This is a genomic window from Pseudomonas halotolerans (assembly GCF_039581215.1).
GTDB lineage: Bacteria > Pseudomonadota > Gammaproteobacteria > Pseudomonadales > Pseudomonadaceae > Aquipseudomonas > Aquipseudomonas tehranensis.
The window spans coordinates 422056-448436 of record NZ_JBCNTJ010000002.1 but is presented as its reverse complement, the minus strand read 5'-3'; the positions used below and the strand labels follow the sequence as shown (position 1 = coordinate 448436).

General features: G+C 62.0%; 25 protein-coding genes. 8 read left to right on the top strand and 17 right to left on the bottom strand.

From position 1 onward, the window contains the following. Positions 1-4 precede the first annotated feature (4 nt). Positions 5-355 carry a DUF6152 family protein gene (locus AAIS01_RS04490; protein ID WP_343467975.1) on the top strand — a complete coding sequence of 117 codons (351 nt, stop codon included), beginning with the start codon at positions 5-7 and terminating at the stop codon, positions 353-355. Continuing rightward, complete coding sequence (locus AAIS01_RS04485; RefSeq protein ID WP_343467974.1) at positions 355-861, top strand: DUF6644 family protein; 507 nt, start codon at positions 355-357, stop codon at positions 859-861. The genes AAIS01_RS04490 and AAIS01_RS04485 overlap by 1 nt, the downstream gene beginning before the upstream one ends. A gap of 18 nt (positions 862-879) precedes the next feature. Here AAIS01_RS04485 and AAIS01_RS04480 read toward each other — a convergent pair whose 3' ends face one another. From AAIS01_RS04480 to AAIS01_RS04470, 3 genes are all read right to left on the bottom strand, one after another. Then, complete coding sequence (locus AAIS01_RS04480; RefSeq protein ID WP_343467973.1) at positions 880-1209, bottom strand: hypothetical protein; 330 nt, start codon at positions 1207-1209, stop codon at positions 880-882. A gap of 227 nt (positions 1210-1436) precedes the next feature. Beyond that, on the bottom strand, positions 1437-2648 hold the full coding sequence (locus AAIS01_RS04475; protein WP_343467971.1) for a cytochrome c biogenesis protein DipZ: 1212 nt from the start codon (positions 2646-2648) through the stop codon (positions 1437-1439). Positions 2649-2827: 179 nt separating this feature from the next. Then, positions 2828-3091 carry a DUF2790 domain-containing protein gene (locus AAIS01_RS04470; protein ID WP_214915032.1) on the bottom strand — a complete coding sequence of 88 codons (264 nt, stop codon included), beginning with the start codon at positions 3089-3091 and terminating at the stop codon, positions 2828-2830. Between the two features lie 232 nt (positions 3092-3323). Between AAIS01_RS04470 and AAIS01_RS04465 the strand changes: the two genes are divergently transcribed. From AAIS01_RS04465 to AAIS01_RS04450, 4 genes are all read left to right on the top strand, one after another. Next, a complete protein-coding gene (locus tag AAIS01_RS04465) occupies positions 3324-4064 on the top strand; it encodes a response regulator (RefSeq protein ID WP_003202589.1) in 741 nt (246 codons plus the stop codon). Next, positions 4061-5371 (top strand): ATP-binding protein, encoded by a 1311-nt coding sequence (locus AAIS01_RS04460; protein ID WP_343467970.1) that lies wholly within the window; start codon positions 4061-4063, stop codon positions 5369-5371. The genes AAIS01_RS04465 and AAIS01_RS04460 overlap by 4 nt, the downstream gene beginning before the upstream one ends. Before the next feature lie 269 nt (positions 5372-5640). Beyond that, entirely contained in the window at positions 5641-6267 is a 627-nt protein-coding gene (locus tag AAIS01_RS04455) for a ferric reductase-like transmembrane domain-containing protein (RefSeq protein WP_343467969.1), read from the top strand. A gap of 16 nt (positions 6268-6283) precedes the next feature. Then, on the top strand, positions 6284-6790 hold the full coding sequence (locus AAIS01_RS04450) for an HvfX family Cu-binding RiPP maturation protein (RefSeq protein ID WP_343467968.1): 507 nt from the start codon (positions 6284-6286) through the stop codon (positions 6788-6790). Between the two features lie 113 nt (positions 6791-6903). On the opposite strand, the gene AAIS01_RS04445 is transcribed toward AAIS01_RS04450, so the two are convergent. From AAIS01_RS04445 to AAIS01_RS04435, 3 genes are all read right to left on the bottom strand, one after another. Continuing rightward, entirely contained in the window at positions 6904-7665 is a 762-nt protein-coding gene (locus AAIS01_RS04445) for an HvfC family RiPP maturation protein (RefSeq protein WP_343467967.1), read from the bottom strand. Continuing rightward, the gene (locus AAIS01_RS04440; RefSeq protein WP_343467966.1) at positions 7658-8545 is read right to left on the bottom strand and encodes an HvfB family MNIO-type RiPP peptide maturase; all 888 of its coding nucleotides are present in this window, start codon (positions 8543-8545) and stop codon (positions 7658-7660) included. Before AAIS01_RS04440 ends, AAIS01_RS04445 begins: the two co-directional genes overlap by 8 nt. An 85-nt stretch (positions 8546-8630) precedes the next feature. Next, positions 8631-9017, bottom strand: coding sequence for an HvfA family oxazolone/thioamide-modified RiPP metallophore (locus AAIS01_RS04435; protein ID WP_343467965.1), 387 nt, complete (start codon positions 9015-9017; stop codon positions 8631-8633). Positions 9018-9350: 333 nt separating this feature from the next. On the opposite strand from AAIS01_RS04435, the gene AAIS01_RS04430 reads away from it, so the two are divergent. Continuing rightward, positions 9351-11924 carry a bifunctional diguanylate cyclase/phosphodiesterase gene (locus AAIS01_RS04430; RefSeq protein WP_343467964.1) on the top strand — a complete coding sequence of 858 codons (2574 nt, stop codon included), beginning with the start codon at positions 9351-9353 and terminating at the stop codon, positions 11922-11924. A gap of 29 nt (positions 11925-11953) precedes the next feature. Here AAIS01_RS04430 and AAIS01_RS04425 read toward each other — a convergent pair whose 3' ends face one another. From AAIS01_RS04425 to AAIS01_RS04415, 3 genes are read right to left on the bottom strand one after another with little or no spacing between them, the layout of a single operon-like run. Continuing rightward, complete coding sequence (locus tag AAIS01_RS04425) at positions 11954-13303, bottom strand: TolC family outer membrane protein (protein ID WP_343467963.1); 1350 nt, start codon at positions 13301-13303, stop codon at positions 11954-11956. Between the two features lie 2 nt (positions 13304-13305). Then, positions 13306-14676, bottom strand: coding sequence for an HlyD family type I secretion periplasmic adaptor subunit (locus tag AAIS01_RS04420; protein ID WP_343467962.1), 1371 nt, complete (start codon positions 14674-14676; stop codon positions 13306-13308). Continuing rightward, on the bottom strand, positions 14669-16390 hold the full coding sequence (locus AAIS01_RS04415) for a type I secretion system permease/ATPase (RefSeq protein ID WP_343467961.1): 1722 nt from the start codon (positions 16388-16390) through the stop codon (positions 14669-14671). Before AAIS01_RS04415 ends, AAIS01_RS04420 begins: the two co-directional genes overlap by 8 nt. A gap of 525 nt (positions 16391-16915) precedes the next feature. On the opposite strand from AAIS01_RS04415, the gene AAIS01_RS04410 reads away from it, so the two are divergent. Then, entirely contained in the window at positions 16916-17527 is a 612-nt protein-coding gene (locus tag AAIS01_RS04410) for a TetR/AcrR family transcriptional regulator (protein ID WP_343467960.1), read from the top strand. Positions 17528-17578: 51 nt separating this feature from the next. Here AAIS01_RS04410 and AAIS01_RS04405 read toward each other — a convergent pair whose 3' ends face one another. The 8 genes from AAIS01_RS04405 to AAIS01_RS04370 form a co-directional block, all read right to left on the bottom strand. Then, entirely contained in the window at positions 17579-18682 is a 1104-nt protein-coding gene (locus AAIS01_RS04405; RefSeq protein WP_343467959.1) for a polyamine ABC transporter substrate-binding protein, read from the bottom strand. A 39-nt stretch (positions 18683-18721) separates the two neighbouring features. Further along, positions 18722-20059 (bottom strand): alginate export family protein, encoded by a 1338-nt coding sequence (locus AAIS01_RS04400; protein WP_343467958.1) that lies wholly within the window; start codon positions 20057-20059, stop codon positions 18722-18724. A gap of 115 nt (positions 20060-20174) precedes the next feature. Next, entirely contained in the window at positions 20175-21437 is a 1263-nt protein-coding gene (locus AAIS01_RS04395) for a serine hydrolase domain-containing protein (RefSeq protein WP_343467957.1), read from the bottom strand. A 348-nt stretch (positions 21438-21785) separates the two neighbouring features. Beyond that, complete coding sequence (locus AAIS01_RS04390) at positions 21786-22481, bottom strand: tRNA (adenine(22)-N(1))-methyltransferase (RefSeq protein ID WP_343467956.1); 696 nt, start codon at positions 22479-22481, stop codon at positions 21786-21788. A 15-nt stretch (positions 22482-22496) separates the two neighbouring features. Then, on the bottom strand, positions 22497-23423 hold the full coding sequence (locus AAIS01_RS04385; RefSeq protein WP_343467955.1) for a Gfo/Idh/MocA family protein: 927 nt from the start codon (positions 23421-23423) through the stop codon (positions 22497-22499). 117 nt (positions 23424-23540) lie between these two features. Further along, positions 23541-24335, bottom strand: coding sequence for a DeoR/GlpR family DNA-binding transcription regulator (locus tag AAIS01_RS04380; protein WP_092398815.1), 795 nt, complete (start codon positions 24333-24335; stop codon positions 23541-23543). Between the two features lie 243 nt (positions 24336-24578). Further along, positions 24579-24920 (bottom strand): hypothetical protein, encoded by a 342-nt coding sequence (locus AAIS01_RS04375; RefSeq protein ID WP_343467954.1) that lies wholly within the window; start codon positions 24918-24920, stop codon positions 24579-24581. A gap of 163 nt (positions 24921-25083) precedes the next feature. Beyond that, positions 25084-26268, bottom strand: coding sequence for a XylR family transcriptional regulator (locus tag AAIS01_RS04370; protein WP_343467953.1), 1185 nt, complete (start codon positions 26266-26268; stop codon positions 25084-25086). Positions 26269-26381: the final 113 nt, after the last annotated feature.

Sequence of the window (26381 nt, the reverse complement as noted above, 5' to 3'; positions counted from 1 at the left end):
TGCCATGAAACACATACTCGGTTGCATCGGCTTCTCGTTGATGCTTGTGGCCACGACCGTCCTGGCCCATCACGGCTGGAGCGAGTACAACACTGACACCCCCCTGCAACTCAACGGAACGATAGAGGAGTCCGGCTATTCGCACCCCCATGGCTTCGTGCGCCTGAAAACGGCGGACAAAACCTGGACCGTGGTCCTCGCCCCGCCATCACGCATGGAGAACCGGGGCCTGAGCAAGGACATGCTCAAGCCTGGCAACCAGGTGGGTGTGGCCGGCTATCCCAACCGCAACAAACCCGATGAGTTGCGCGCAGAACGCATCACCGTCGACAACAAGACCGTCGAGTTGCGCTGATGCAGGCCATCGCAGCAGGCAACGACCCGCAAGGCTGGCTGGACCAACTGGAGGGTTCAGCCCTGGCGCAGGCCATGCGCGGCGAACTGTGGCTCTACCCGTCGGTAGAGGTGGTACACATCATTGGGTTTTCGCTGCTGGTGGGCGCGGTGGTGATGTTCGATTTGCGGGTGCTGGGGGTATCCAAGGGCATTGCCGTGACGGCGTTGGCCCGCCATCTACTGCCCTGGGCCCTTGCGGCCCTGCTGTTGATCGTGCCTGCCGGTTTGCTGATGTTCAGCGCCCATCCTCATGACTTCGCCGGCAACAGCGTGTTTATCCTCAAGCTGTGCCTGATTGCCGCAGCGGGCCTCAACGCCCTGGTGTTTCACCTCGGCATTTATCGCACAGTCAGCCACTGGAACACCGCCAGCGCGGCACCCGGGCTGGCAAAAGCGCAGGCGGTGCTGTCTGTGGCGATATGGTTCACGGTGGTGTTGTGTGGGCGCTTGCTGGCCTATACCTGAAGGCGGCTCCCCGTTGTTTCATCTTCGCGCCAGCGCATGCCGCACGCACTGTTCGTAGTAGGTCTGCTTGATGGCCGCGGGCTTGAGCCGTGAAGCGCTGTTATAGGTCTGCTCGGTGATGCCCAGGGCGGTCATGCGCATCCATGGCCGGGGAAACTTGCGCACCTGCAACCTTTTGCGCGCGCCATACAGGGTGATCCCGGAAAGCTTCGACGCCTGGGCGCCGGCGGCAATGTCCGAACCCCAGCGGCATACCGACTGCTGGTTTTTCGTCAGCGCCTTTGCCTGAGCCTCAAACGAAACGGCGACCAAAAGAAACGTCACCACGACCCACATAGAAATCCGCATAGGTTTGTCGCCCAACTTTCTGAAATAAAAGAAGTTTGACAACCTTATAAAGAGCAAGGGGCCAGCACGGCTACGCAATTCCTAGTAGGAAGGAATTCATCTGTGGGAGCAAGGCTTGCCCGCGATAGACACACCGCGGTCGAACAACTGAACCGCGTTATCGTTCATCGCGGGCAAGCCTTGCTCCCACAGATCCCCTTGCCACAAGCAAGCGCCCTCGCCACGGGTTACTGACTTGCCTTGGCCTCCTCCAACAACTGCTTGATCACCCCCTCCTGCTCGGCATACCGCCCTTCGCCAAAGTGGCTGTAGCGCACCTGTCCCTTGGCGTCGACAAAGTAGTGGGCCGGCCAATACTGGTTGTTGAAAGCGCGCCAGATTGCATATTGGTTATCGATGGCCACCGGGTAGTCGATCCCCAGTTTGCGCACCTGCTTGCGCACGTTGTCGATGATTTTCTCGTAGCCGTACTCAGGGGTGTGCACGCCGATCACCACCAGCCCATCCTTCGCATACTTGCGCGCCCATTCGTTCACATAGGGCAGCGTGTGTTGGCAGTTGATGCAGTCATAGGTCCAGAAATCCACCAGCACCACCTTGCCCCGCAGCGACTCGCTGCTCAAGGGGGGCGAGTTCAGCCACTGCACCGCACCCTCCAGAGACGGCATTTCGCCCTGAGGCTGAAGCGATTCCAGGGGGCCCGCGCTCGTCTTTTCAACCAGGTAATCGATGGCTTTGGGCACACTCTTCAATATCCCCTGCTCCAGGGTCGCCGCCCCTTGGGAGGAGGTACTGGCCAACAGGCGGTCATCGGCACCCGTGCCAATCGCCACGGCCGCCAGCAATACCACCACACCGGTGCCTCGGCGCAGCCAGGTGGTGATCGGCAATGACAGCTTGAGGCGGTCGGCCAATCTGCGCCCGGCCAGGATCAGCACGCCCAGCGACAAGGCACTGCCCAGCCCGTAAGCGAGCAATAGCAGACTGGTTTCAGCGCTCGCGCCTTGCAACATGGCCCCGGTCAGAATCACCCCGAGTATCGGCCCGGCACAGGGCGCCCAGAGCAGCCCGGTGGCGACCCCGATCAGCACCGAAGCCACAGGCCCGGCCATCCGTCCGGCGCCGGCATCGATACGGTTGCCCAGGCTCACCAGCGGTCGCGCCAACCATATACCGACGCGGCTGAACATCAGCGACAAGGCGAACAGCACCATCACCCACAGCGCGACTTGCCTACCAACGCTGCTGGCTCGCACCACCCACTCGCTGCTGACCACCGCCAGGCTCGAAACCAGGGCAAACGTCAGCACCATGCCGGCCAGCGTCAGCAGTACCGAGCCCCGCGAGCGATTGGCCCGGGCAAACAGAAACGGCACCACCGGAAGAATGCAGGGACTGAGGATCGTCAGGATCCCGCCCAGAAAAGCGATCAAAAGCATGGCAACACCTCAACGGTAGGTAGATAGACTGAACACACCCAATCAGGCGGCGCCTCTGTGGGAGCAAAGCTTGCTCGCGATGCGGGCGCCTCGATTCCTGGCAATAACCGCGTCATCGTTTATCGCGAGCAAGCTTTGCTCCCACAGATTTACTGTCACAGGTTGGCTTTCACGGCGAATCAGTTCTGGTTGCTGCAGTTGTCAGCCAGCTTGCGATAGTCCAGCGCCTGCTTGTGGCCCGCCGAGTCCAGGTAGGTCATGCGGGCATTCACCACGCCGCAGGCCGGGTTCGGGTCTTCGCTGAAGGACAGAACCTTCTGGATATCCAAGTGAGTGCCGTAGGCGTAGGTCTGGGCCTGGACGTGACTCTCGGCCCGGGCCGACAACGTGCAGATGTTCAGCGCGGCGAAGAGGCAGGTGGCGTAGACGGCTTTGGTGTTCATGGCGGTATCCTCGATGCAGTCAATGGGTATGTTTTTCGGTCGGCGCCTGTTCTGTCGCCTCGATGGATGCCATTGAATGCCCTTGAGGTATCGCGTCTGTATCGGCGAACGCGGCTTTTTGAATCCCTGTGTATCCGCCGCGCGCCAGATACACTGCAATACAAACCGTCGCGAGCCGGGCTGGCCGGCGCCTGTAGACTGATCACAACGAAACGCCAAGGGGCAGAACACCATGGATCACGTCGATCATGTGTTGATCGTGGATGACGATCGCGAAATCAGAGAACTGGTAGGCAACTACCTGAAAAAGAACGGCCTGCGTACCACCGTGGTTGCCGATGGCCGGCAGATGCGTGCCTTTCTGGAGACCACCCCGGTGGACCTGATCGTGCTGGACATCATGATGCCCGGTGATGACGGTCTGGTGCTGTGCCGGGAACTGCGCGCCGGCAAGCACAAAGCCACGCCGGTGCTGATGCTGACCGCCCGCAACGATGAAACCGACCGCATCATCGGCCTGGAAATGGGCGCCGACGATTACCTGGTCAAACCCTTCGCCGCCCGGGAGTTGCTGGCGCGGATCAACGCTGTGCTACGGCGTACCCGCATGTTGCCGCCCAACCTGGTGGTCACCGAAAGCGGTCGCCTGCTGGCATTCGGCCGCTGGCGCCTGGACACGACCGCCCGGCACCTGCTGGACACCGATGGCACCATGGTCGCCCTGAGCGGCGCCGAATATCGCCTGTTGCGGGTCTTCCTCGACCACCCGCAGCGGGTGCTCAATCGCGATCAGTTGCTGAACCTGACCCAGGGGCGGGACGCCGATCTGTTCGATCGCTCCATCGATCTGCTGGTCAGCCGTCTGCGTCAACGGCTGCTGGATGATGCCCGGGAGCCGGCCTACATCAAGACCGTGCGCAGCGAAGGTTATGTGTTCTCGTTGCCGGTGGAGATCCTTGAGGCGTCGGTATGACCCTGCCGCTACGCTGGCCGCGCACCCTCGCCTCGCGCCTGTCGCTGATCTTCCTGATCGGGCTGATCCTGGCCCAGGGCCTGTCGTTCGGCGCCCAGTACTACGAACGCTACCAGAGTGCCAAGACCACCATGCTTGGCAACCTGGAAACCGACGTTTCGACCTCGGTCGCCATTCTCGACCGCCTGCCCGCTGCCGAACGTCAGGCCTGGCTGCCGAAACTCGCCCGACGCAACTATGGCTACCTGCTCGATGAAGGTCAGCCAGGCCAGCGAATGCTTCCCGACAACGCCCCAGTGTCGGTGAGTTCGATCCAGGAGGCGCTCGGCCAGGCCTATGCCCTGACGTTCACCAACATTCCCGGACCGCGGCAGCACTACCAGGCGCACCTGCGCCTGACCGACGGCAGCCCGCTGACCATCGACGTGCGTCCGGCGATGATGCCCCTCTCCCCCTGGCTCCCGGTGGTGTTGTTGGGGCAACTGGCGCTGTTGATCGGCTGCACCTGGCTGGCCGTGCGCATCGCCGTCGGCCCTTTGACCCGGCTCGCCCAGGCGGTGGAAACCCTGGACCCGAATGCCCACAGCGTGCGCCTGGACGAAAAAGGCCCGACCGAAGTGGTCCATGCCGCCAAGGCGTTCAATGCCATGCAGGACCGTATCGCCGTCTACCTCAAGGAACGCATGCAACTGCTGGCGGCGATTTCCCATGACTTGCAGACCCCCATCACGCGGATGAAGCTGCGCGCCGAATTCATGGACGACGGCATCGAAAAGGACAAGCTGTGGAGTGATCTGAGTGAAATGGAGCATCTGGTGCGCGAAGGCGTGGCCTATGCCCGCAGCATCCATGGCGCCACCGAAGCCAGTTGTCGCATCAACCTGGATGCGTTTCTCGACAGCCTGGCGTTCGACTACCAGGACATCGGCCAGGACGTGCAGCTATCAGGGAAAACAGCTGCGGTCCTCGACACCCGGCCCCATGCCCTGCGCCGGGTGCTGGTGAATCTGGTGGACAATGCCTTGAAATTCGGCGGCGCGGCGCAGATTCAGGTGCAGCTCACAGACACCGGACAGCTGGCGATTCAAGTGCTGGACCGTGGCCCCGGCATCAATGAGCTGGAACTGGCCGAGGTGCTCAAACCGTTCTACCGGGTGGAAAGCTCGCGCAACCGGGAAACCGGTGGTACTGGGCTAGGGCTGGCCATCGCCCAACAACTGGCAATCGCCATGGGCGGCTCGCTGACCTTGAGCAATCGTGACGGCGGCGGGTTGTGTGCCGAGTTGCGGCTGAGGGTCGACAGTTAACGTGGAGCCAAACTGTGGGAGCGGGCTTGCTCGCGAAGGCGTCGGCACATTCAACAATGAGGTCACCTGACCATCCGCTATCGCGAGCAAGCCCGCTCCCACAGGGTTAAGCGCCACACTTTGTATGCCAATGTGTCTGCCATAGGCAGCGGTACACAGGCTTGCAAACGGCCGCATTGCGGACACACCCCACTTACAGCCGTTTGAAAAACTCCCTCGTGTTCCCGGTCGCTGTCCGCGACCGGGCCCCACACCCTAGGAGCCTTCTCATGCCTGTTTCCACGTTTCGTTTCCAGGGCTGGTCACTGTTCAGCCTGCTCGCCGCCCTGGTGCTGTTGATGACCGCGCTGACCCTCGCGCTCAGCCCGGACCTGACCGAGGGTGTGCGCAGCGCGATCCGCGCCACCGCCCGCTCATCCTTCGCCCTGTTTCTGCTGGCCTTCACCGCCTCGGCGTTCGCCGTGCTGGTGCCGTCCCCCCTGAGCCGGTCACTGGTCCGCGAGCGACGCTTCATCGGCTTGGCTTTCGCGTTTTCCCATCTGGTGCACGCCGTGCTGATCTACAGCTACGGCCAGCTCAACCCTGAGTTCTGGCCGGGTCGCACCACCGTTGGCAATATCCCCGGCTCCGTCGGCTACGTGTTCATCCTGCTGCTGGCCCTGACCTCCTTCAAAAGCACCACGCGCCTGATTGGCGCCAAAGCCTGGAAACGCCTGCACGTCAGCGGCATGTGGGTGCTGGTGGCGATCTTTGCCTACTCCAACTTCAAGCGCATTCCCATGAGTGCCTGGTACGTGCTGCCCTTCGGCCTGACCTGCGCCGCCATCGCCATCCGGCTGGTGGGCAAGCTCGCCCAGGTCAACAAACGACGTCAGCCACTGCAGCATACTGCCTAGTTGCGGGAGGCCGATCATGTACTCAAAAGCTTTGAAAGGACTGCGCATAAGTCTGGATCGCGCCGCAGCATGGCTTGCGCCATTGGGCCTGCGCCTGTTCCTGGCCTGGGAGTTTTTCGAGTCCGGCCAGGAGAAATGGCAAGGCGAAAACTGGTTTGCCGACATCCAGGCCGCGTTCCCCTTTCCCTTCAACCACTTTCCGGCCAGTTGGAACTGGGAACTGTCGATGTGGGCCGAACTGCTCTGCGCCGTCGCCCTGCTCATCGGCTTGGGCACCCGTTTCTCGGCCCTGGTGTTGATGGTTGTCACCGTCGTCGCCACCGCCGCCGTGCACTGGCCGGCGGATTGGTCAACCTTGAGTGAACTGGCCCAGGGGTACGCCATCACCAACAAAGGCCACGGCAACTTCAAACTGCCGTTGATCTATCTGGTGGCGTTGTTGCCGCTGGTGTTGCAGGGGGCCGGGAAGTTGAGTGTGGATGCGCTGCTCAAGACCGGGTTACACCGCCCTGGCAGGTCCTGACACAACCCCCTGTGGGAGCGGGCTTGCTCGCGAAGGCGCTGTGTCAGTCAACTTAGTCTTGACTGATATACCGCCTTCGCGAGCAAGCCCGCTCCCACAGGGAAGCTCTGCGTTTAACCACCGGATTGCGCTTGCACCCCGACCACCCCTTCCCTGTGCATCTGGCGCAACAACATCACCGCGCTGTCCATGAATTCGTTTGAATCCACCCCCGCCTCCCGGGCCAGCGCCAACGCCTGGTCGCGCCCAGCCAACCCAGGAACCTGCTCAATACGCTGCAACAGCCGCCAGGCCAACGGACTGAGCTCGGAAAAGCGCACCGCAAACCCTGGCGTTCGCCGCACCAGCAGCAGCGTCGGTTGCGGCGGTGGTGTCGAGGGTTGGTAGCCCGGCGCCAGGCGATGGACCGGCCAGAGGTACGCCAGCGGCCAGGCCAACGGAGAGACACGCAAAGGTTGATCAAGCAAGGCTGCCTCGTCACTGGCCGGCAGCGATTCGGCTTGCGCTTGCAGCAGCGCCATTTCAACCCACTCGTAGTGAGCCAGCTCGGCCATGAACGCCGGTTCGTCAGGCGCCTGCCGAGCCGCGAGATACCCCACGAACTCTGCGGCAATGTCTGCGAACCGGGGGCTGACGCAACGATGCTCACGCAAGAAACGCCGTACGCAGGCCCGCCACGCTTCCTGCCCCAGCACACTCACCAACACCGGGAATGTACCGCTGAGCAACCCACGCATGTTCTCGAAAATCAGGTCGCGATACACCTGCGCCCGAGCCGCGTCCATGCCCGGCGGAACCGGGCAGTGATCAGGATCGCGCAGGTAGCGGGTCAACGCCTGTTGCTGTTGATGCAGTGTCGGCACGATTTCAGCCATGGGCCACCACCTGCCCTGGCTCGGCCTGATGCTGCATGTGGCGGATGATCTGCAGTTCGGCGACCAGCTCGGGGTAAGGCGGGAAATTGAAGTCTCGTTCGAGCAAGGTCGGCTGGACACCGAAACGCGCGTAGGCCTGGGCCAGCAACGCCCAGACCAGCGGTTTGACCGGCGCGCCATGGCTGTCGATTTTCAAGGTGTCGGACTCATCGTAATGCCCGGCCACGTGCATGCCCACCACCCGCCCAGGTTCAAGGCCGGCCAGGAATGCCTGGGGATCGAAGCCGTGATTGGCCGAGTTGACGTAGACGTTGTTGACGTCCAGCAACAGGTCGCAATCGGCTTCGTGCAAGACCGCGCGGGTGAATTCCAGCTCCGTCATGTCTTGTGGCGGTGCGGCGTAATAGGAGACGTTCTCCACGGCCAGGCGCCGCCCCAATACGTCCTGGGCCTGCCGGATCCGTGCCGCGACGTGATGCACCGCTTCCTCGGTAAAGGGTAACGGCAGCAAGTCATACAAATGCCCGTCATCGCCGCAGTAACTCAGGTGTTCGCTGTACATCGGCACGTTGAAGCGATCCAGAAAATCGCGCACCTGCCTCAGAAACGCCAGGTCCAGCGGCGCCGGCCCGCCCAGGGACAACGACAGGCCATGGCACGACAATGGATAACGTTCGGCCAACCCATGCAAAGCGGCGCCATGGGCGCCGCCTATATTGATCCAGTTTTCCGGGGCCACTTCGAGAAAGTCGAAATCCCCGGCGGGCGCCGCGCGCAGTTCATCGAGCAGCGCGCGGCGCAGGCCCAGGCCTACTGAGGGTTTGGCGGGCGAGGCTAGGGCCTGGATGGCGGGCCCTTTGCGGCCAGAGTGGTGAGGCATGGCACATCTCCTTGGAATAAGAGATGGGGAGCCTTGGCGGAGCCGTACCCGATCACATCGCTACCCGGCTCCCCACCCGTAAGCATCAGGACTCGATAGCCGCCCCGCACTTGCCCTCGCCGCATTTGCCTTCGGCGCTCTTCGCCTGGCCCGCCAGGTACTTCTCGGCCTCGGGCAACGAGATGCCGCCGTCATGGTTGGCATCGATCTTGTCGTACTCAGCCGCGCGCTCTGGCGCCGCCGCGATGAACTCGTCGCGTGAAACCTTGCCGTCGTGGTTGGTGTCGGTCTTGGCGAATTTATCTTCGCCGCACTTGCCCTCAGCGGTTTTTTTCACGGTATCGGCCGCCGCCAGGGTATAGCCCTGGGCCAGGTCGTTCATGGTCAGGGCCGAGGCTGCAGTGGAAAGGCCAAGGCCGCCGACCAGGGCCAGACCCAGTGCAAGCGACGAGCTGCTGGAGAAGTTGAGCATGGGGGTGTTCCTCGAAAGATCAAATACGCCAGTCACCAGCACCGGGGATCGGTGTCGGCTGGCAGGCGTAGTTAACCGTCGATGTGTATCCGGACTGTGTCGCAAGCCGAGGCGTAAACAAGCACATGTATCCAGGCTGTCCTGCTACACACTTCGATACAAGCCCACCGCCAGGACAAGGCACGAGGCGGGTCTCTGCGACGCTCGTTTCGCTGCAAGGCCAATAACCAGGCGCCTTTGCGCCGTGCCAGCTGTCGGAACGGTTAAGTTAAGTGAGCCGAGCGCCGATACAGAGACGTGCGGGATATTTCGCGTTTAGCTGATGGCTTGTTTATGACTGAAGATGCTGGCAACGACTCCACCGTTTCACCCCCAGGCCTGCCCAGCCAAAGCTTCACCCGTCGCACCTTCCCGACCATCATGTTTCTGCTGTTTGTTATGTCTGCACTGGCGATCGCAGTGCTGCTCAACGTTACCAGGGCCCAGGATGAGCGCGCCCGTGAACAGAGCCTGTTTTTTGCCCAGCGCGCCATCGACGGTATCCGCACCGGTATCGGACGGGACCTGAGTGACTATTCCAAGTGGAGCGACGCCTACCGGCATTTACATGTCGAAATGGATAAGGACTGGGCCTATGACCAGGAGAACGTCGGCAGCAGCGTTTTCGGGCTCTACGGCTACCAGGCGGTGTTTGTCATGTCCCCGACAGGCAAAACCGTGTATTCGGTCATCAACGGCAATATGAGTGAGGTCGACGCCGGCACGTGGCTGACCGGTGACCTGCAAGCGCTGGCGAAGAAAGCCAGCGCCCCGTCGAACCGCGATGAAGTCATCGTCGAGCGACTGCATCACGACGGCGCGCCCGCGTTTGTCGCCGCCTCGGCCATCACCGTCGGCACCGACGACAGTGTGCCCGAAATCCCAGGCCCACCCAGTTTGCTGCTGTTCGTGAAAGTCCTTGATGCTGCCGCCTTGCAAAACCTGGCGCGGGACTTTGCCCTGCCGGATGCCCACATCACCCAGGCGCCAGAGCAGATCGGCACAGCCCGGCTATCCCTTGACGGCCAGACCCAAGAGGCTCTGGCGTGGCGTCCGGAGACCCCGGGCAACGACCTGCGCAAGGCAATGCTGCCCTTGCTGGTCCTGGCGCTGCTGGTGTTGGCCATCCTCGCGCTGGCAGTGTTGCGCCATGCCCTGATCATGCTTCGCGCCCAGGAACGTCAGTACGCCAGCCTGTTGGCCCACCGCAAGGCACTGGAACGTAGCGAAGAACGCTTTCGGGACATTGCCGAAGTGTCCTCCGACTGGCTATGGGAAGTGGATTCAACCGGGACACTGACCTACCTGTCGGAACGTTTTGAACAAGTGACCGGCTTCAACCCCGCACAATGGCTGGGCAAGCCCCTGCACAGGCTGCTCCATCCCCACGGCGGCTCGATTTCGATTGCCCAATGGCTGCTCGGCGGAGCCAACAGCGACTCGTCGGCCCCGTTGTTATGTGAGTACACCGCCCGCAATCAGCGTATCCGCACTTGTAAACTTTCGGTCCGAGCCATCGAAGCCGGCACCTTGGGCTTTCGGGGCACCGCCACTGACATCACCGAGGAACTGCGGGCACTGGCCCAGATCAAGCACCTCTCGCTGCACGACCCGCTGACCGGGCTGGCCAATCGAAACCGGTTGTTCGACTGCCTCAGCGAACACCTGGACCCGGTCGATGGGGCACCGCTGGCGCTGCTCAACCTGGACATGGACCGCTTCAAGCCGGTCAACGATTCTCTGGGGCATGCCGTAGGCGACAAAGTGCTGCGGGAAGTGGCCCATATCCTTCAGCAGAACGTGCGCAGCTCCGATCTGGTGGCCCGTCTGGGGGGTGATGAGTTTGTCATCGTCATGCCCGATCCCGGCAGTCCCCAAGACCTTGAACAACTCTGTGAGCGCCTGATCGATTGCATGCAGCGCCCCATGCACCTGGACGGCAATACCTTGTACCTGGGCGTGAGCATCGGCGTGGCCTGGTCGCAACCCGGTGACGAGCGCGCCACCGAATTGTTGCGCCACGCGGACATCGCGTTGTATGCGGCCAAGGCAGCGGGGCGCAACACCTGGCGGGTGTATGAGGAAGCCATGGGCAACCTGGCCCGCGACCGTCGGCGCTATGAGCAGCAACTGCGCGACGCCATGCAAGGCGAACAACTGGAACTGCGCTACTTGCCTCGCTTCGATGTGTGCGCCGAACAACTGCACGGCTTCGAGGCCCAGACGTTCTGGCACCATCCCGAGAAAGGTGAACTGGGTGGCGCGGACTTCATCCCGATCGCCGAAGCGTCTGGTCAACTGGAAGAACTGGGGACCTGGATGTTGATCAACGTTTGTGAAGAAGCGGTGAGCTGGCCGACCGCTGTCAGCGTTTCCGTGGCGGTTTCGCCCAAATGGTTCAGCAGCAGCTTCTTACTCAATCAAGTGCGAACGGCCCTCGAAACGAGCGGCCTGGCCCCCCAGCGCCTGACCCTGGAAGTGGCCGAAGGGGTGCTTTTGATCGACCACAAAGCGGTCGCCAGCACCCTTCATGCGCTCAAGGACCTGGGCGTGCGCATCAATATCGACAAGTTCGGCACCAGCATTGCCTCCCTTCGCGAGGTACTGAACCAGCCGTTCGATGGCATTCGCTTCGATCGCAACATCCTGTCGCAGCTGGGCCTGGAGCATGACCGTGAAGGCGTCCTGGCGATGATCCGCCTCAGCCGCAGCGTAGGGCTCATGGTCACCGCCGAAGGCATCGAAAACGCCCGGCAATTCAGCCAATTGCGCAGCGTGGCCTGCGACCACGTACAAGGCCCCTACTTCGGCTCGGCCCTGGCCCGCTCGGAAATGGCCTCGTTCTTTACCACCCCGCGGTGGCTCTAAAAATCCCGCCAGTGCATGTCATGCACGCGTTAAAACAGGCTTTGCACCTGCTCCAGAACGGCCCGGTTCATCTGGCCGGTGTGGGTGTGCAGGCTCACATAACTTTGCAGCATGTCCAGCTTGGTGTTGAGCAGGTCCCGACGGGCCTGGAATAACCGTTGCTGCGCATCCAGGATGTCCACCGTGGAGCGCACACCGCCCTGGAAGCCTTTTTCCGTCGAGGCCAGTGCCCGTTGATTGGACGCCACCGCGCGTTGCATCGCCTTGCTTTTGGCGAAGCCGGCCACCACGCCCAGGTAATCGGTTTCGATCGTCTCGGCCAACTGCTGACGCTGCACGTCGTAGTCCGACTGTGCACCGGCCAGTTGCGCCTGGGCCTTGGCCACCGATGCGCGCACCGCTCCGCCGCGATACAACGGGATATCCAGTTGCACCCCCACGTAATAGGTGTCCTGGCGCGGGTCGAGTTCCTGATACTGGCGGGTTTCCCGGCGGGTCAACTGAGTGGTCAGTGCCAAGGTCGGGTAATGCCCGGCGCGCTGGCTGTCGGCCTGGGCCTCGGCCACTTTCACCGCCGCCAGCCGGGCCGCCAGCTCGGGGCTGGCCTCACGGGCAATCGCCGTCCAGTACGGCAGGTCCTGCTCGGGTGGGATCGGGCTGCCGGCGGCAAGCTCCTCGCGCATCGGCCAAATGTCATCGATGGGCACATTGGCGCGACCGGACAACGCCCGCAGTGCCGCCACGCGACGAGCCTGGGCTTCGGCCTCCTGGGCCTCGACCAGGTCAAGCCGCGCCTGGGCCTCGTCAATATCAGTGATCGCCCCCTGGCCACCCTCGAAGAGCTTTTTGCTTTGGGTGACCAAGCCGCTGATGGCAGCTTTCTGCTGGACGATCAACTTGATCTCGTTTTCCGCCCGCGCGACGTCGAAGTAGCCCTTGGCAACCCGGTCGAACAGCGTCTGGCTGGCAACGTCGAACAGCTGGCTGCCCAGTTGTCCTCGCGCCTTGCCCTCCTGGTACGCCGCCCACCGTGCCTTGTCGTAGAGCGCTTGCTGCGCCGCCAGGGTGACGTTGTTGGCCTGGTAATCGTTGCTGTTGACGTAGCCGCTGTCGTCCCCGCCATCGGTCCGTCCGCCGCGACCGTAACGCGACGTCAGCGACACTTGTGGATAGAGACCGCCACGGCCAATCGCTTCTTCCTGGCGAGAAGCATCATAAGCATGGGTGGCTGACTGCAAGGTCGGGTCGTTGAGGCGGGAGGCGTCGTACGCCGCGGTCAGGCTCAGGCCACCGTCGGCGGCCCAGGCGAAATTGATCACCGCCCAACTGGAACACAGGCTCAGCAGCACGCGAGCACTGTAACGGCAACGGTCGGTCATGCTTATTCCTCTTTGAAGGCTGCCAGCAAGCGTTCGCGCAAAGGTTTCATCAGGTAGTTCATAAAGGTGCGCTCCCCCGTGACCACCGTGACATCGGCCAGCATGCCCGGTCGCACTAACAGCCCGGCGGCCTGCAACGAGGCGACCGTGTCGGCGGGAATCTCGACCTTGGCGGAGAAGTACGGCAAGTGCGTCTGCTCATCGATCAACTGGTCGGCCGAGACCGTACTCACGGTGCCGGTGACCGTCGGCGTATCCACCCGTTGCAGCGCGGTGAAATGCACATGCACCGGCAACCCCGGGCGCAACTTGTTGGCCATCAACGGCTCGAAACGCGCGGTAATCGCCATGGGCGCATCCAGCGGTACCACCTGCATCAGGGTTTGCCCGGCCTGGGCCACGCCGCCGACGGTGTGAATGCTCACGTCCATGACCTGCCCGGCCACTGGCGCACGGATAGCACCGTTGTCGACTTCAAACTGCAGGGCGCGAATCTGATCGGCATAACCGGCCGCCTCGGCGGAGACCTCGCTGAGCTGGGTTTCAGCATCGCGACGAAATTCCTGTTGCACCTGCAACGCCTTGAGCTTGCTTTCGTTAATGGCCTGGCGGGTCCGCCCGACATCTCCCACGCCGGAGGCAATCTGGCCGGCCAGTTGGGCGGCGTTGCGCTCGGCCTCGAAGAGTTTGTTGCGCGGAACATAACCTTCACGGGCCAGCTCGCGCAGGCCTTCGAGTTCCTGTTGCTGAAAGCGCATCTGCGCGTCGTAGTTACGCTTGACGCCTTCATAACCCTGCAATTGCTGCTGCAACGCCGCGACCTCGTGTTCGATGATCTGCAAACGGCTGCCCAGCTCCGCGCGGCGGGTCAGAAACAACTGGTTTTGCAAGGCCATGGCGGCCTTGACCCGCGGCTCCTCGGCGCGCTCCAGCAGTTCAGCCGGCCATTGGATCTCGGCGCTGCCCAGGCGCTCGGCAATCAACCGCGCTTCGATGCTGCGGTCGTTGAGCAACTTGCCCAGGGTCACGTCCAGTTGCGACTGCGCTTGCACGGTATTGAGCTGCACCAGCAACTGCCCCTGGCTGACTCGATCACCGTCGCTGACCAGCAGTTGGTCCACTACCCCGCCGACCAACGACTGCACTGCCTTGCGCTCGCCCGCCACCACCACGGTGCCACTGCCCACGACACCCTGGTCGAGGGGCGCCAGGAAGGCCCAGAGTAAAAAGCCGCCCAGCGTCAGGACCAGGAAGCCCACCCCATAACGCGCAGCACCGCTGGCATCGGTACTGGCGCTGGGCAGGGTATTGGCGTCGAGCACACTCATCTGCTGCTCGCTGTGCGCCGATGCAGCCGGGGTCAGATCACGCATCTTCGCCAGCCTCCCTCACCGCAGCGGGCCTGGGCCCCGGCATCAATGCCTTGAGCACCCGGTCCCGTGGGCCGAAAGCTTGTTGGGCGCCGTCCTTGAGAACCAGGATATGGTCCACCACCGCCAGCACATTGGGTCGATGGGTGATCAGCACCACGGTACTGCCGGCGGCCTTGAGCGCATTGATCGCGTGTACCAGCGCCAGCTCACCCGCTTCGTCAAGATTGGAGTTGGGCTCGTCGAGCACGATCAGCGACGGGCGCCCGTACAGTGCGCGGGCCAGGCCCAGGCGTTGCTTCTGCCCGCCAGACAACCCCAGCCCGCCGGGGCCCAGTGGCGTGTCATAGCCTTTGGGAAACCTGAGGATCATCTCGTGAATACCGGCGTGACGCGCGGCGGCAATGATTTTGTCGGCATCCTGCTCGCCGAAGCGGGCGATGTTGTCGGCCACGCTGCCATCGAACAGCTCGATGTCCTGGGGCAAGTAACCCAGGTACGGACCCAGGGCGTCATGGGACCACTGGCTGATCTCGGCGTCATCCAGCCGTACCGAGCCGGCCATGGCCGGCCACACCCCGACCAGCGCCCTGGCCAGCGTCGACTTGCCACTGGCGCTGGGGCCGACCACGGCAAGCACTTCGCCCTTGGCCAGAGTGAAGTGGATCCCGCGCACAATCGGTTGCGAGGCACCGGGCGGGCCGACATACAGTTGCTCCAGGCGCACCGCGCCGGTGGGCGGCGGCAAGGGCATGCGCAGACGCTCGCGGGGGTGTTGGGTGAGCAACTGGCTCAGACGCTGGTAACTCTGGCGCCCGGCGTTGAACTGTTTCCAGGAGCCGATGGCAATTTCCACCGGTGCCAGGGCACGGCCCAGCAACAGCGACATGGCAATCATCATGCCTGCCGACATCTGCCCTTCGAGCACCAGCAGCGCGCCCAGGCCCAGGGCCAGCGACTGTCCCGATATGCGCACGAAGCGGGTTGCAGAGGTGATACGGGCGCCACGGTCACTGGCATGAGCCTGGGCGGCGATGATGCGTTGTTGCAGCAGGCTCCAGCGCTGGCGCAACGGGCCGAGCATGCCCAGCGCCTGAATGACCTCGGCATTGTGCAGCGTGCTGTTGACATAGACAGACGACTGCACCCCCAGGCGATTGGCTTCACCCAGCCGAGCGCGAGTCGCCAGCTCACCCCACAGCGCCAGGCCGATCAGCACCAGGGCGAGCACCACAGTCAGCACCCCGAACCAAGGGTGAAAGATAAACGCCACCAGCAGGAAGATCGGCAACCACGGCGCGTCGAGCAACGCAATCAGGCCCTGGCCGGTGATCAACTGGCGCAACGTCGCCAAGTCAGTGAGCACCTGGGCCGGGTTGGCGTTGTGCTCGCGCAGGCTGCGGGCGAAGGCGGCGTCGAAAATACGCTCGCCCAGGGCGTCGTCCAGCCCCGCACTCATGCGAATCATCACCTCGCCGCGAACCCACTCGATCAGGGCACTGAACATAAACAGGCCCAGAGCGATCAGGGTCAGCATGAACAAGGTGGTTTCGTTGCGGCTGGTCAGGACCCGATCGTACACCTGCATCATGTACAGCGATGGCACCAGCACCAACAGATTGATCACGCCACTGAACAGTGCCAGCGACCAGAACACCCGGCGATAACTTAATAAGGCAGCATCAATGTCATGACGCGGATCGAGTAGAAAGCGCATAGAGAATCAACCCGCAAAAGAATAGTCGGTCCCGGCGCAATCCATCGCGAGTTATTTGCCCTAAGGCGTCAAAAAAAAGTGCGTCATGTTGCTGACGTGCAGCTATCTGAGCCGATCGTCGGCGCTACGGACGCCAACTACTGACAACGCATCCAGCAGTTAGTGCCGGTTCGACGGGCTGGGCTTTGAGGTGGGTGACCGACGGAAATACCCCACGTCAAAACTGAAGTGGTTCAATCCTGAACAGGCACGGGGAATGGAACATTTCGGTTTATGGGAGCCAATACGCCCCCGACAGGACCCTGTCGGGGGCGTACGTTTGATTTCGGCAATGGACAGCAGGGTGACGTGACGAGGTTGCAGCCCTGTTTCAGCCACATCGCTGAGGGCGGCAACGAAATAAACCCTTTAACAACTTTACTGGGTTAAGTATTTTGCATGCCTATGCCCGGCCTGTTGCTAACCGCTCCCACAGGATTGGTGCGCCAAGGCCTTTAACCTCTTCTTTTCGACAAGGACCCTCCCGTGAGCGGACTGCGTGAACGTCAAAAAGCCGAACGCCGGCAAGCCATCAGCAAGGCGGCGGTCGAACTGTTCGAGCGCCAGGGTTTCCAGAACACCACCATCGAACAGATCGCCAGCCAGGCCGGCGTATCGGCTCCCACGGTGTTCAAGTACTTCGGCAACAAGCAGGAGATCATCCTGGAAATCCTGCACGACGCCGACCAGCGCGCGCTCACGGACACCCGCAGCCAGATGCCTGAAATAGAGGACCCGGTCCAAGCGCTGTGTTATCTGGAGCGACTGTTGACCGGTTACGCACTGGAGGTCATGCACCCGAGCCTATGGCGCGAGTTGCTGCCGTTGATCCTGTTTGGTGGCGATAACGGGCTGCCCGAGGGGTATCGCGCCATGAACGATGCGCTCAGGGCCGAAATCAGTGGGCTGATCAGGGAATTGCAACAGGCCGGCAAACTACGCGCCGACCTGGACGTCGACCTCGCCGCGTTCCTGTTGAACGACTATTCGCACTTACAGCTGTTCAGGCTGGTGAACCAGGAACAACCGGATATCGAAGCACATTCCACCCAGGTCCGGCGGATCACCGAGTTGCTCTTCCTGGGCATGCGCGCCTGAGGGAGTCACCCACCGATACGAACCCGGCGCCGCAACGCCGGGTCACGCTGATCAGCGATGGGTCTTGATGCCGGTCCAGGTGCGAGTGCGGATCCGCTCCACGGCGGCCGGCACCGGCTCCAAGGCGAACAAGGTCTTGCGCGCCTCGTCCGGCACATACATGGCGGGGTTGTTGCGAATTTCGGCATTGACCAACACCGTGGCTTCCTTGTTCGGGTTGGGGTAACCGATCTTGTTGCTGATCCGCGCGATGACATCAGGACGCAAGATGTAGTTGATAAACGCATAGGCCTCCTTGGCATGAGGGGCGTTGGTGGGGACCATCATGACGTCCGACCACATGGGTGCACCTTCCTTGGGCAACGCCAATTCCACCTTGACCCCCTTCCCTGCGTCTTCGGCCAGTCGCTTGGCCAGGGCCACCCCACCGGACCAACCCACCCCTACGCAGATCTCACCGTTGGCCAGGTCCATGCCATAGCGCGACGAATTGAAGTAGGTGATGTAAGGCCGAACCTTGAGCATGGCCGCCTGCGCCTTTGCGTAGTCCTCACGTTTCTGGCTGTTGGGGTCCAACCCTTCGTAGTGCAAGGCAATGGGCACGATCTCGTTGGCGGCGTCCAGCAGACCGACGCCACAACTGGCGAGCTTGGCCATGTTCTCTTCCTTGAAAAGAATGTCCCAGGTATCCATTTGCACATCGGCACCCAGCACTTGCCGCACCATGTCGACGTTGTAGCCGATCAGGGTCGTGCCCCACAGGTACGGTGCTGCATAGCGGTTACCCGGATCGCCCACCGCCTCCAGCGTCTTCATGAACTCAGGGTCCAGATGCTGCCAGTTCGGCAACTGGCTGCGGTCCAGGGGCTGGACGGCACCGGCGGCAATCAGGTGACTGACGTTGGAGCTGCTCGGGTAGACCACGTCATACCCGGAGTTGCCGGTCAGGAGCTTGGACTCCAATGTCTCGACACTGTCAAAGACGTCGTAGATGGGACGGATGCCGGTTTCCTCCTCGAAACTCTTAAGGATTTCAGGCGGCAGGTACTCGATCCAGTTGTAGATCCGCACCGTCCGGTCTTCGGCCAGGCTCGCGCCACTGACCAGCATCGAAACGACAGCGCCCAGCAAGGTGTTGCGCAAAAGCATGTTCATGATCAAACACTCCAGCGCGGCCGCGAAGGCTCGCGGCACTTAATAGCGGTAGGTGAAGTAGAGTTCCAGCGCGCTGAATTTCCGGTCGTCGCCGAAGACCTGTTTGGCCGCCGCCATGGGCTTGACCCAGTTATACGACAGCGAGGTGGACAATGACTTCGACGGCGCCCAATCTAGGAAGACAACACTCTCGTCGGCAAAACGCCGGTCGCTGACGGCGGTGCCCATGTAGTTTTTTTCGTCGAGCCAGAACTGGTAGTGGATCGCACCGAGGGTGAGGGTTTCGTTGAGGTGGGTCTTGAGAGAGAACTGCTGGACGTTTTCGTTGCTGTTGAACATCAGGTAGTTGCCGACGACATCGCCGATCAGCCAGGTGCTCCAGTCGACAAAACCCTTGCTCAACGGATCCCAGGCTTCCTGTCGGTTGTCCGTGAGGTTGTCATCGCCGGAAAAACTCGCGTAGCGGTAGCCGATCACCGGGGTCAACGGCAGCGTACTGAAGGTGTAATCCGCCTGGCCGTACCAGGCCTTGGCGTCGTAGTCCACGCCTTCGCCGCTGCCCCGCTCCAGGGCATATTCAGCATTGAGGGTCAGGTCCGGGATACCCGGGACCTTGGCGTTCAAGGCCCTGACGTTGTACACCAGCATGCCATCGCGGCGACGCGGCAAGGTACTGCCCTTGGGCCCCATGGCCTTGACCTTCAACGCGGTGGCGCCCAGCGTCACCTGGTCGTCCAGGTTATAGTCCAGGTTCACGCCGCTCATGCGAAAGTCCCCCAGGTCGCTGTCGGTCCCCAGACTGAAGCCCTGGACTTTCAATGCGCCATGATCCCAGGCGACCACCGCCGAATCCTTGAAGGCGGTGCGTGGGGCGAGCCAATAGGCGCCGTCGTTCAACTGGTCGAGGTTGCCATCCATCACGATGAAACCGTTGCCGATCATGTAATTCTGGCGACCGCCCGTGACCGTCCACTCCCCGGCCCGGAAACCGCCATATAACTCTTCGGTCGACACCTTGCCGTCGGAACTGCGGGTGAAGCCACCCGCATCACCATCACCGACGGTGGTCGCCCCCACCAGGGAGCCGCCCGCCAGCAGGCTGAAATCCGGCTGCACGGCATACTCCAACTTGACGCCCGGCTTGACGTAGAACTCCTGCCAGTCGATTTTCGTGCCGCCATTCTTGCCGCTGCGCATGTCCACCACGCCGCCGCCAAAGTTGACGTTGCGGGTGGACAGGACCGCGCCACCGGCCGTTAAGTTGACCTCGCCCTTGAGGTTGCCCTCCTCGAAGGTGTAGCCCGCCCAGGCAACCTGGGCGGTCAAGGGAAACCCGAGCACGAGAAACGTTCGGGACAAACGCATCATGGAAACCATATGGAGCTCCTGTTGATTATTGTTGTTACAGGGCAGTGAATGGCGGCGCAAACCCGCGCCAACACCTGGCTAGGCCGGGTGAGCGGAACGAAACTCTTGTGTTTATCGGATGAAGTCAGGGCGTCAGTTGCGCCGCGATGGCACGCAGCATGCGCACGCTGTCGCCGTCGAAGAGGCTGACGGCTTCGCCCAGGGACGACTGCTTGACGATCACCACGCCGGACGGTTTGTCGATGAACAGGTATTGGCCATGGATGCCACCGGCCATGAGCGCCTGGCTGTGGTCGTTGAAGACATACCACTGGCTGCGGTAGGACGCGCCAGGGGTCCAGCTCGAGAAGTCGGCGCAAGCGGCATAGATCGCGGGGTCGGCTCCAGCGGCGATACCGGCGAGCGCCTCGGCCGAGAGCAGTTGTCGCCCCTCTTGGCGGCCATCGTTGGCCAGCAGGCGGCCGAAGCGCGCCATGTCACGCAAGGTCGCGCTGAACCCGGCACCGGCCACGCTGCGGCCCCAGGGGTCCGCCAGGAAGTAGCCGTCACGTTCACAGCCCAACTGGCTCCAGACCTCTTGCAGCAACTGATGACAGGCCTTGCCAGACGCCCGCTCCATGACCCAGGCCAGCGCCTCGGTGGTGGCCGTCACGTAATGGAAAAAACCGCCGTGATTGCCGCGCTTTCTCAATGACGGCAAGTACTGGTACAGGGATTCGAACGTCGTGTACTGCGCCGGCGCCGGCTGGAAACCGCAGGCGTAGCCGTATTGGGAACTCTCGGAATCCGGGTCCTCATAGACCTCGCTGTAATCGACGGCCACGGCCATGTCGAACAGCTGACGCACGGTCGCATCGCCGAACGCGCTGCCCGTCAGTTCCGGTACGTAATGGGCGGCCGTCAGCGTCGGGTCCAACAGGCCTTCGCAAACCAGTTGCTCGCCCAGGGCACCGATCAGCGACTTGGTCACCGAAAACATGATGTGCCGGTCCTGGGGACACTGGCCATTGAAGTAGCGCTCGAACAGTACGGTGTCGCCCTTAAGGACCAGAAACGCATCGGTCTGGCTGGCGATCAGGTGGTCGATCACGCTGATGCTCAAGCCACACTCGCTGTCGAAGTGCAACTCATCCAGCGGCTGGAACGCCTGCTTGAACGCGCTGACCGGCCCGGTGCCGGCCCGCACATCGATGGAAGGACGTAAGCGCGCCAGGTTGCGGAAGCCCCATTGGTTATACGGCGGGCTCATCCAGTTGTGCCAGGTGACGCGATGGAGAGGTTCGGCGGGAAAGCCTTGCATGAGCGAAGGCGCCAGGCGTGCGTCAGAGGGCGATTCGTGAGTCTCGACGTAAAGACTGGCCAGTGAAGGCACGGTGTTCTGATTCATTGGGTTGCCCCTGCGAAATGACTCTGCGTTAAAGCAGATGCAGGAGAATAATTACCCGATGTAATTTTTTAGTCAATAAAACTTTTTACCGACATTGATTGTCGGCTTTGACTCCGTGACCGCCATGCCCGTGGGAGCAGGCCGAGCACACCGCCAACTAGGTCGTTGCATGCGCCACCGTTGATAACGATATCGAATGTGCTTGCGATAGCGGTGGTTCAGCTACATGGAAGTTGAACTGACTGACTTCATCGCGAGCAAGCTCGCTCCCACGGGGCGTTGCGCAATTCCCTTTTGTGGGAGCGAGCTTGCTCGCGATGACGTCGGCCCATCCAACCTTGATGCAACTCAAGCCAACAGCGCGCTGATCCACCGGACCTGCCGGGCAATGTCTTGCCGCTTCTCTTCCGGCACAGCCTGCCGTGCCTTGGCGAAGCTGGTGAGGGTCTTTTGTTTCTGGCGCAGCAGGCGTTGCCATTTGGCCAGGAAGGTCGGGGTTCGTGCTTGCATCTGCAGCGGGCCGAAGTACAGCTCCTCGGCGGTGTACGTCACTGGCCCGGCGCGCTCGGCGACGATGATCTCGTAGTAGAAGCGGTTTTCCCGCAACACTTCCTCGCAAAGGATGCGGTAGTCGTTTTCCATCAGCCATTGGCGCAGCGGTTGTTCGCCGCCGTTGGGTTGCAGAATCAGCCGCTCGTGCCCGCTCAGCCGTGCTTTGCCCCTGTCCAGGATGTCGCGGATCGTCTCGCCGCCCATGCCGCAGAGGCTGATCGCCGTGATCCTGTCTTCCGGCTCGATTGCCGCCAGGCCATTGGCCAGGCGCACGCTGATCCGCTGTTCCAGGCCATTCTCGCCCACGGTGCGTTCGGCGGCGCGCAACGGCGTCAACGCCACCTCGCCGGCCACCGCCGTCGCAATGACGCCACGGCGCAACAAGGCCACCGGCAGGTAAGCGTGATCCGAGCCGATATCGGCCAGGTGCGCACCCGCCGGCATATGCGCCGCCACGCGCTCCAGGCGCATGGACAATGTCTGTTCGTTCAACTGCAGTTCCCTGGGTTAATCGTAGAACGGCTCGACCGCCGTCCGACTGCCGACAAAGAAGCTGTCCGCGACCAAGCGCAACGGCTGCAGGTCCAGGTCGCTGGCTTTGCCATCAATCAGTCGCTGGAAATGCCGGTACACCACTGCGTATTCACCCTCCGGGGAAACGGTCTGGCGCACGCCATCGATACTCAGCACCGCCCCACCGTTGTCCAGGCGCAGGAGGCCTTCGGCGCAGCGAATCTCGATGCTCCAGAGTTCGTCATGACCGTGGTCGAAATCGAACTCCGCGCGCACATCAAGGTGTTGCGCATCGGACATCTTGAGGCTGGCGGCGATTGGCGATTGGCAGTTACTCGGCACACGCAGTTCTGCGGACTCAACGAACAGCGGCAGCGTCAGCAGATGGGTCACGATTGAAAACGCGTTGATGCCGGGATCGAAGACGCCCAGGCCTCCAGGTTGCCAGATCCAGGCCTGGCCGGGGTGCCACTTGCGCACGTCTTCCTTCCAGTCGATCTTGACGCTTTGCAGGGTGCGGCTGGCGAGCCAGTCACGGGCCGCCTCGATGCCCGGCGCGTAACGCGAATGCCAGGCGAACAGGCCGCTTACGCCTTGTTCGCGGACCTGATCCACCAAGGCCATGGCTTCACCGAGCGTGGCACATGGCGGCTTTTCTACCAGGACATGTTTGCCTGCGGCCAGCGCCTGTTGCACCAATGCGAATCGACCTTGCGGCGGAGTGCAAAAGGCAATCGCATCGACCTGCGGGCCGTTTTCAAGCAACTCGCCCAGGGAGCGGAAGTTCTCCACCCCGGCGCAGGGCTGCCCTTGGGTGGCGACAGAGACCAGTTGGAACGCCGGGTTGGCGAGGATAGCGGGAACGTGTTGATCCTGGGCAATCTTGCCGTAGCCCACCAGACCGAGACGAATCGGTTGCATCGATGACTCCTGATTATTTTTGTACTTTTGATGGGCCAGCAAACTAGCGGTAAATCGTGCGGGGGACAATGGCTCGCCGCACATGCGCTTGAATGTCGTGAGCGCTACAGCAACACTTCACGCCTGCTGCGGTTCGCAGGACGCGGTCATGACGGTGGCAATCCTGCCGAAGAACGGCTCCAGGCGTTCGCCCGGCGCGTCGTGCTCCACCACCAGGGCTGCCACCTCTTCACACGACGCCACCTGATAGTGAGCAATGCTGGAGAGTTTTTCATTGGTCACCGCCACCACCACCTGACCGCTCGCCGCGACAGCCGCGCGTTTGAACTCGGCATCATCGAGGCCGAACGCCGTGACCCCATTATCCGGGTCGATGGCGCAAGCGCCGAGAAAACACAGGTCAAAGTTGAACTGGCGCAGTTGCTGCACAGCCGTCAGCCCGATCACCCCGCCCGACACCGTATTCAGGCGCCCGCCCAACAGAATCACCTCGGCGCAAGGCAGCTTCATCAGTTGCACGGCGATCAACGGCGAATTGGTGGTCAGCGTCAACTTAAGGCCCGGATCGATGGCGCTGGCAATCGCCAGGTTGGTCGAGCCGGCATCGATGAGCACGTGCTGTCCCGCCCTCAGCAACGAGGCCGCCGCCAGACCGAGACTGTCCTTGCGCTCGACGTTTTGCCGTACTCGAACGGCTATCGGCCCTTCATCGGCGGGCACCAGGATGGCGCCGCCATAGACGCGCTTGCATAACCCCGCCGCTGCCAATACGCCGAGATCGCGCCGTATCGAGTGTTCGGAGACCTTGAACTCGCTGGCCAGATCAGTCGCAATGACCCGCCCATACAGGGCCAGACGCTCGCGGATCAGTTGCTGGCGTTCATCAGGAAACACTTCGTGGGTGGAAGTCATGGGCTTACAACCTTCATAAACGAGCACTAATTATCATCAACGAGCAAATATGCCGATTGCAGGGCCCCTCGTCAAACGACAACGCCGGGCCAGCCATCGCTTTGTGGCAGCGGACTCCAGTGAATCTGACCCCCTCTTCCCCACAGGCAAAAAAAACCCCGCTACCGAATGCGGTGCGGGGTAAAAAAATGGTTGGTTGCGGCCAACCAAAGGAGCACGGTGAAAAACCTGTACGGGCCGACCTCAGATGCAGTCCTGTGCGGCGCGCTCGAAACTCGAAGGCAGGAAGCTGGAAGCCAATAGATGCCGCTCGTAGATGAATACCTTGCCGCCGCTCCCGGCCTTGTAGGCTTCCAGCACGTTGTCCGCCGACACTTTGCTCGGCACCACGATCCGGTAGCTGCGCTGGGTCTGGGAGACGGTCGGGCTCATCGCGTGGTCCTGCAATTTCGGCACGACACAGTCGGCGTACTGGGCCGGCGTCTTGCTGGTCTGCAAAGTCAGGGTCGGGTCATTCGGCGCGCTGGCACAGCCGGCGAGCAACAACGAGGCAAACGCCATGAAAGACGCAAATAAAAGGCGCATCGGTCTGGACCTGAAAATAAAAGGTTCGCTTCATCAGGCAACGGATCTGCGTGGGCCGCCTGTTCGATGGGAGGATTTTCCAGGCATTGCCGACAAAACAGAACTTATGTTTGGTAATGGTCACTATTGCTTCCAGCAATAGTTGGGCGCGGCGATGGCCGGATCAGCGGCCTGTGCCGCGCCCCTGCTGGTATTCGCGGGGCGTACAGCCAAACTCTCGACGAAACACCGTGTGCAGGTACTGCGCCGATTTGAAGCCGCAGTTCTGGGCGATGTCGGCAATCGCCGAGTCGGTGTTTTCCAAGCCCTGGGCGGCCGCCGCCAGTTTGAAGCGCAGGATTTCGTCGTGCACGCTGCAGCCGCGCGCCTTGCGAAAGTGCGCCTCCAGGGAGGAACGCGACACGCCCACATAGGCCGCCACCTGCGCGGTCTTGATGCCCTGGCAGGCATATTGGCGGATGAACAGCAGCGCTTGCATGACGTAGGGATTGCCCAACGGCTGATGCAGACTCGAGGCCTGGACGTTGATTGCATCCGGTGGAATCAGCACCTGTGTGCCGGTGGACGGCATGCCGTGCAGCATCTGATGGAGCAAGCGCGCGGCGGTTCGGCCCATGGTTTCGGTGCCCTGGATCACCGAACTCAGCGGCACCCGCGTCAGGGTGCGGGTCAGGGGATCGTTGTCGATGCCGATCAGTGCTACCTGCTCCGGCACGGCGATTCCGGCGGTCAGGCAGGCCTGCAGCAGTTGCCGGGCGCGGGCATCACTGACGGCGATGATGCCGATGGGTTTGGGCAGGCTTTGCAGCCAGGCGATCTGCTGTTCGACGGCGCTGTCCCAGAGCGGCGCGCTGGTGCCCATGCCGCGATAGACCTCGGCGTGCAGACCATCGCGCAGCAGCAACCGGCGAAAGGCGTTTTCCCGTTCCTGGGCCCAGCGATTGGCTTGTGCTTGCGGCAGGCTGAAGCAGGCAAAGCGCGTCAACCCCGCCTCGATCAGGTGCTCATACGCCAACTTCATCAATGCATCATTGTCGGTGGCGACATAGGGAATGCCCTTCGGATAAGCGCGCTCATCCTGGTAAGAGCCGCCCACCGCCACCACCGGCAAACCGATCCCGGTCAGCGCCTCGCCGATCAGCGGGTCATCGAAGTCGGCAATGATCCCGTCGCCCTGCCAGCGTTCGATGCCTTTCAATCGACAGAGAAAATCCTCTTCCAGAAACAGGTCCCAGGACGCCCGGGTGCTGCTCAGGTAATTGCCGATGCCGCTGATGATGCCGCGGTCGTAGATCTTGCTGCCGTTAAACAACAACGCGATGCGGTGAACGGGCGGGACGGTTTTCATTGTTTTTGATCCTGAGCCGACCGACACAGACTAGGCCCGCCAACGCCGGATCTCAATACGCAAAATCGCACTGCGCCTTGGTGATTTTCATAATCAGCGGTCATGACGCCGGC